This is a genomic window from Psychromonas sp. (assembly GCF_983033635.1).
Genome location: NZ_CEZLMY010000101.1, coordinates 5,633 through 12,498, shown reverse-complemented (window position 1 = coordinate 12,498; position 6,866 = coordinate 5,633). Strand labels below are relative to the sequence as shown.

General features: G+C 39.3%; 6 protein-coding genes and 1 pseudogene. 2 read left to right on the top strand and 5 right to left on the bottom strand.

Translation table 11 applies throughout. The features are described from left to right. Window positions 1-114: 114 nt before the first annotated feature. The 5 genes from AC4GME_RS12705 to AC4GME_RS12685 form a co-directional block, all read right to left on the bottom strand. The gene (locus AC4GME_RS12705; protein ID WP_490378627.1) at window positions 115-1,737 is read right to left on the bottom strand and encodes a hypothetical protein; all 1,623 of its coding nucleotides are present in this window, start codon (window positions 1,735-1,737) and stop codon (window positions 115-117) included. A 412-nt stretch (window positions 1,738-2,149) separates the two neighbouring features. Continuing rightward, on the bottom strand, window positions 2,150-2,836 hold the full coding sequence (locus AC4GME_RS12700; RefSeq protein WP_490378628.1) for a transglutaminase-like cysteine peptidase: 687 nt from the start codon (window positions 2,834-2,836) through the stop codon (window positions 2,150-2,152). 723 nt (window positions 2,837-3,559) lie between these two features. Beyond that, the gene (locus AC4GME_RS12695) at window positions 3,560-4,114 is read right to left on the bottom strand and encodes a hypothetical protein (RefSeq protein ID WP_490379504.1); all 555 of its coding nucleotides are present in this window, start codon (window positions 4,112-4,114) and stop codon (window positions 3,560-3,562) included. Between the two features lie 112 nt (window positions 4,115-4,226). Then, window positions 4,227-4,718, bottom strand: a complete 492-nt coding sequence (locus AC4GME_RS12690; RefSeq protein WP_490377667.1) for a hypothetical protein — start codon at window positions 4,716-4,718, stop codon at window positions 4,227-4,229. A 313-nt stretch (window positions 4,719-5,031) separates the two neighbouring features. Next, on the bottom strand, window positions 5,032-5,835 hold the full coding sequence (locus AC4GME_RS12685; RefSeq protein ID WP_490379503.1) for a choice-of-anchor H family protein: 804 nt from the start codon (window positions 5,833-5,835) through the stop codon (window positions 5,032-5,034). A gap of 324 nt (window positions 5,836-6,159) precedes the next feature. Here AC4GME_RS12685 and AC4GME_RS12680 point away from each other — a divergent pair. Beyond that, window positions 6,160-6,336, top strand: a pseudogene (locus AC4GME_RS12680) (Sir2 family NAD-dependent protein deacetylase); the annotation flags it as partial. Window positions 6,337-6,461: 125 nt separating this feature from the next. Continuing rightward, on the top strand, window positions 6,462-6,866 hold a 405-nt coding region (locus AC4GME_RS12675; protein ID WP_490379502.1), incomplete at its 3' end, for a glycine zipper 2TM domain-containing protein.

Below are 6,866 nucleotides of genomic sequence, written 5' to 3'. Positions count from 1 at the left end.
GAACTAAGGGATTTCACCTTTAATCTTCTACCGATTTATCTCGGCGCACTGGGTGCCCTATCTCTTTGTTAAAGAGCGGTAGCCTTTTTAGAATGGTTGGCTGAAGTGGCATTATTAACCCTTCTTTGTCTTTCTCGTTCGCACGTGCGCCGTTTCTTTCGGAGCTTCGGGGCCACCACAAGACTTGTATGCTGCCATAACTTCATCCCCATAACTCAGCCCCATCATTAGGCCCGAAAACACTTCTGCGATGAATTCAGGTGCGCCTGTCCTATTGTCCTGTGTTCCTGCATATTGACTGACTTGTTTTCCTAATTCATGTATTTTTTTATGCCTCGCTTTAACCCCTGGACTTCCTTGACCATTAACGATTAACTTATGTTCTTCAGCTAATTGAAAGTAATCGTCTGGAGCAAGATATTGGTGGAGAATATGTCCAAATTCATGAAATATTGCAGCAAGTACTCGTCTACTTTTCGCGTTAACTGTGTATGTAGGTTTGTAATAATCATAAATTTGATCTGCTACAAGACGAAAATCTTTTGTCTGGCTTTTTCCATGGCCACCTCTAAAACCATTGATGCCGTTGTGATCTTCCATGAAAGGAACCCCTTTAAGTATCAACTTTGAACGATATGAGACCATCGTTTCGGTAAGGATAAGTGTTGCAGTTGGTACTCCATGAATCCCATGTTTCGTAATATATCCAATGCTGGGATCATCCTTCTTGATATATGCGTTAATTGGTAGCTTGTCATCACCGGTAGTGGCACCAAGAAAAGTATAGCCATTTTTACCACGGCGAAGCCATTCGAGAGCCTTCTTTAGAACCTTTTCCTTGTTATTTTTATTGTTGTCTCCCTTATCTTTGACCACGGTTATCATAGCACCAGGGAGAGTAATGCTTGAATTGATGCCATTTGTTATTTTAGCTATAGAAATGTTAGCATTTGTGTAAGCTTGCTCACGGTAATTACCAAGAGTTAACGCGGTAAGTGATGTTCGAATATTCACTGAACTGGAGAGAGGAGCATTATCTCTCCTTCTAATATATGCATCTAACGCCATTTGTTCTATCATGCGAAAGAATTTAGTAGTTCTATCTACTTTCCAAAGAACCAAATATGTTAAGATCTGATTTACACATGTGTCATATTCGGTGTTTAACTGCGTAAGTATATAATTTAACTTGTCTTTTACCTCTTTTTTTTGTGGTTGATTCAACTGAGCAAATACGAGGAATTTTTGAGCATTAGATTGGTTTTCATATAGTATATCTACACAGCTTTTATTCGAACGAACATCCTGACGTGCAGCTTCGTTTTTGATTCCATGGGTGTTGGTAATACCATCTACTATCCCCCCTACAACAATCGCCGGAGGTTTACGTTTATTAGCACTGTTGTAATTAACCATATCTCGGTCATATGAAAGATCACATGACACATGAGTAAGTTCATGGATTAGATTCGCAACCCTCTTTATTTTTTTATCATCGTTAAGGTAGTAATGATATTGTAAGTGATAAGAGATTATTTTTCCTTTCGAATTACACACACGATTCACCAATGCATTACCACCTTCTGAATCAAAAAAAGTAGATACTTTGGGCACTAGCAACAATAATTCAGCGATAATATTGTTAAGAACAGTATTTCCAGTATTTTTATTCTTTAGTATTTGGGTCATTAGTCCAATATCACGAGTTACTTGATTCCAAGTTAATTGTGTAGACATCTTTTTCCCCTTATTTATTAGAATTTTTTGTTGGTGTAATAAGAGAAGAGTGTAGGACGAATAAAAGACCTTTGCTCTTAGGCTCAAGTCTTTTTATTTCATCTTATCAAGGCAGTGAAAGTGCTGTTTATCCACTTAGTCAAAATAATACAGATCAGTTAAAAATGTTGGGTGCTGAGATGGTCGTTCCCAGTATCGGCATCGAAATGTGCCATGCTTAAATCGTATCAACTAAAGCAAAAGGAACGTCCATATATGTCCTGCCTTTCCACCTGAAAAAGCCTTTTTAAACTGCTTCATACCTATTCCCTAATAAACCTGAGTTTCCCTAAGGGCATGTGAATGAGTACAGGCCTGTAATTTAAAAAGCATGAAAAAGGGAAGAGGGAGCTACCCAGATGCGAGAGCATAGTTAGGTAAGCTTTACAGGAATCCTACCCTGTAAACGCTCTATCATTTCCTTCCACTGCTGAATCTTATCTGCACTTCCTAAGCGTTGAGGTGGTTGCTCATTATCCCAAACACCGAGATTATTTAGATGGAAAACAGGCACCAAGTCTGTGCGTTCTGAACTCTTTAAGATATCACTTGTGGTATTATCAAGAATAAGCGGTTCGCTATTAGCTTCCGGGTAATAAGTTAGTACCATATGCGCAAGACGATTGTGTTGATATTTTACATAAGAGATTTTAAGTTTTTCTTCAGGAACCCCCATCTCAAGCAACGTGAAATATTTTGCAATGGAGAAATCTTCGCAGTCCCCCGCATTCTTCAGCAGACTTTCTACCGGGGTAGCCCAATAATCTTTTTGCCCCCATAGCTCCTCATCTTCAACCCATTTCATATGATTAAAGAATCGATTAACCGACACTAATTTATCTTCTTCTCTGAGATCAGATCCAATCTTCATCAAATCAGTCCATTTCTGAAAACGTTTCGAAGTCTCCCCATCATATTTACGCTGTATTTTTTTCAATAAGGGCAATGGCAAAATTTTCTGGAGATGAGCGGCATGAGCAGGACCATGAAGATATAGCAAAGCAATAACAGATATATGCAATGGTCTCAGACGAAACAAACGCGCTATTTTGTCTTTCATAAAAGGCTCCTACTCATTATCACTATGCAAAAGGCACCCGCCTAGCATAGGTGTCCGGATGACACTATAAGAACAAGATACTACCTGTCTGTTATTATAGTGTTCATTTTAAGTTCTGAAAATTCACCCTAAGTTTTGATACCTGCTTTAGACCAAATTTTTCAGTGTTACTACTCAGAGATTGTCGAACGTGCTCAATTAACCAACTCACGGTTATCCGCTTGTAGAATCCTAATATGAATGATGAAACGCGCAAAATAGCGGAAAGAAATACGGGACTGCCAAACCTTTTATTTACCCCCTAGTTAATAAAGATACAAACCATTCATAAATAATCGGATGTTTAAGGCATGACGCTATAAAAATGGCGTATTTGTTGTAGCTGGACCAAATTATGAGGCATTTTGCTAGGGTTCAAACAGCAGTCCCCGTCCCCCTTGGCAAAGCGCTAATTTCGGAAATATATTGTTAAAATTTTTATTTCTCCGCTATAACCAACATTTCATAATCTTCTGTGGTTAATTCATCGGCTCTGGAAAACGCACCGAGTTTGGCCCCTACTATATCTATTTTTTTAAATCCGATGGACTTTAGAAGCCAAGTTATCTCAGCTGGAATATAATAACGCTCATTACAATTAAGAGAGAAAAGAGAGGACACCCAATAGTTTTAGGGTCACCCATATCTTTATTAGGAGATTGGAAAATCTATGCTACAGAAAACCTAACGATTAATGTGTTTTTCAATTAAATCTGGAGAACAAAAGTGGTCAATTTTCCATACCCAGTGACCGCTAATTGTCTTTATAGCGCCTATCTTTGCAAAAAAACGGTCATAAATCTCTCGACGTTCTAGATCACTATTGTGCTCTTCAAAACGAATAAGCTGCATACCATGCTTTCCGAAAAATCGAGCGATCCCCCCTACAAATTTAACCCCCAAACCTTGAGCTGCTAGGCGCTTATCGAGAGCAATGTGCTTTATCGTAACTACATTTGGCTCATTCTGATGGATATCTTCAACCCATCCCATAAAATAGCTGCATAGTGGGCCTTCATAAAGACACGTAATATTAGGCATAAACCGAAGGCCAAAATCGTCACTCAGGCCATACATAGGGGCAAGCCCTTTTACTGTATTACTCCATTTTAGCGGTCTACCATAATACCCTTGAAAGTATTCTTCTGGGTGGCTATGTATATCCTCAATAATTTCAGCTTCGCTAAGCTTATTGGAAACAAAACCTACACGCTCTAGTAAATTTGCCGCTAAACTCACTGTCACTTCTTTGCTCTCCTAACATATTATTAGACGGAATATTCCGTGTTTCCACAAGAGGAATGCCCGCATCAAAAAATCATGATGAAAGTAAATAATAGATCCTTCGCCTCTATTTATCAAATACTAATTTTTGATAACAGTGTTTGCCGACTGTGTAAAAGTGGAAACACGAAATACAGCATAAGCCGTATACAGGCAGTACTGTTTTGAGGGGGGAGTTATCTTCTTTATTGTATTTACGCGCAATAAACACATTCAAACAGCGCATAAACCATGAAATATCCGCTAATCGTCTGCGCCACTCGGCAAGAATTTCTAATGCGGCATTTAGCTCTCCCTCAGAGGTTAATTCACCGAGTTGCCAGCGAGAAACAAGTACAGGGCAGGAATAGAGCCGGCACCAATTGTCACAAATATCTTGCTCTGAATAAGCATCAATTTCTTGTTCCTTAATATGTAAAACAAGGTGATAGTGATTAGACATAATCGCATAAGAGCAGATATCAATAGCAAAAATATTGGTAAGAAATCGAATGCGCTCAATCATCCATTGGCGACGATGCTCAAAACTCTGACCTGAATATTTGTATTCACCACACAACAATATGCTCCTAACGCAACGAGAAATGCAGTGATAATATGGCGTATCGACAATGGAAATTAATGAATCTCTGGATTGAGCCCCTATGTATGTATATAGAAACACGGTTTATATACATATACAGGTGTAAATTGCCAATCAGTCAGAAAGGTTTGGGTGTTCTGATCTTTATTGCACATAACTTTTTCAGGGTTCCCTGCAAAGGTTATCAATCCCTCAAATTTTCAATAGCAACTCGCAGAACGTCCGGGATAAAAGATTAAACATCTCAAAATCAACAGTTTTACCTATTTATCTGTCTGTTAGCTACTTTTCAACTATTACCACGCAGTTTAGCTGGAAATAACCGTAACGCTAAAGGTAAAAGCAACAGAATTAATAACAGCGCGGAGAAACTACCACCGTGGTGAATATAAATGCTTTCCACATAAACTTGATCATGATCGTTACTCTCTAACGGCAGAGCGTAAAGTGCAGCGCTGTCATCAGAGCTGAAGCTGGCAACAATATTGGGGTTACCTATCTGGTACAAGTCAATCAACAGATCATAATATCCCGGGTGATAACCTTGCAAAAAAGTCGTAATCACTGCGTATTCATCTTTATCGCTATCACTGTGGATAAGAAAATCATCGGTGGTGTAATAATGAACCCAAGGCCCACCATTTTCACTTAAATACAGCAGTGCATAGACTTCACTGAGATCATTGCCGTCATAACTGTAGATATCAGCATCGAAAACCACACTCAATGTTTGATAGTAACCATCCTGGTCAAAGTCATCATACAAGGTAGTGAACGCATTGTAGATAGTGAACTCTGGCGCATAGCTTCTGCTCATTGACGGCGTATCGAGCAAAGCCTCTTTTATTGACTGTATCTCCTCTCGGGTTTTCCCCGTTGCTTTACCTGTTGTCTGATCTGAAATTATCAGGACATCACTTTTTGAGGTAACACTCAAGCGCATATCATCAACCGCTTCTTGTGATAATACTCCGTAAGAAATACTTGAGTAGCTTGCCTCAAGCTCATCGGCATTTGCTAGGCTAATTAAGAATACTGTGGTCATTATCAGCAAAGTACTTATTTTCGCTATCTTGATCTTTAGATTATTCATCGAAAACTCCTTATTCATGCTAATGGGTTTGTTAATAACCATTAAACCCGATCGAATATGAACCTCACCTGAACAAACTTAAATATTAAGTGATATTTTGGATTTCGAGCCCCGACTAGCATGCACCATGACTATGCCATTAGCCCCACGCTATTTCATTGGCAAAAGTGAAAAGGCAGGACATTTACTGAAACATTAAAAAACAATTTGTTCAGATAAAAAAGTTATGTCCAATATTTTAAGGTATAAAATTCAATGGGCTTAAATGTGTTTTTCAGGGACGGTTACGGAGGTGTACTGTGTCGATAAAAAAAATACAAGAAGATCGTCATCTTGACAGATGCCGGTATTTCCGCCAAATCCGGTATTCAGACATTTCACTGCGCAGATGGACTATGGGAAAATTATCCGGTGGAAAATGTGGCCACTCCTGAGGGATATCATCGTAATCCTGATTTAGTATTATATTTTTATAATCAACGTCGCAGGGGATTATCCTCTGCCTGCCTGATCATTTTTATTATTTTAATTAATCACTTATTCAGCTTCTGTTCAGCTTGTCAGGCTTATCCTTAAATTACAGTTAACAACAAGAGTAAAAACTGTGCTAATTAAGGAGCTCCATTATGAATAAACTCATCTTACCGACCATCATTATTACTCTGGCTATGACCCCCTCTTCATGGGCCAAACCTTCCCATCATGGTAAGGCAAACTGGGCCAAAGTCACCAATGTGCAGCCCATTATGCGCACAATCGAACACCGTATTCCACGTGAGGAGTGCTGGAATGAACAGGTACGTTATGAAGAGTATGCGGATCACGGGCGTTCATATACGGGTACAATTTTAGGCGGCATTATTGGCGGGGCGATAGGTAATAAAGTCGGCCACAACAAAACAAACAAAAAAATAGGCACAGTCGTCGGCGCAGTACTGGGGGCCTCTGTCGGGCGTGATATCTCTAATCAACATTATTCCGGTTCAGGGACTCACGTTTCTTACCGCAATGAACGTCGCTGTGTAGTGAAC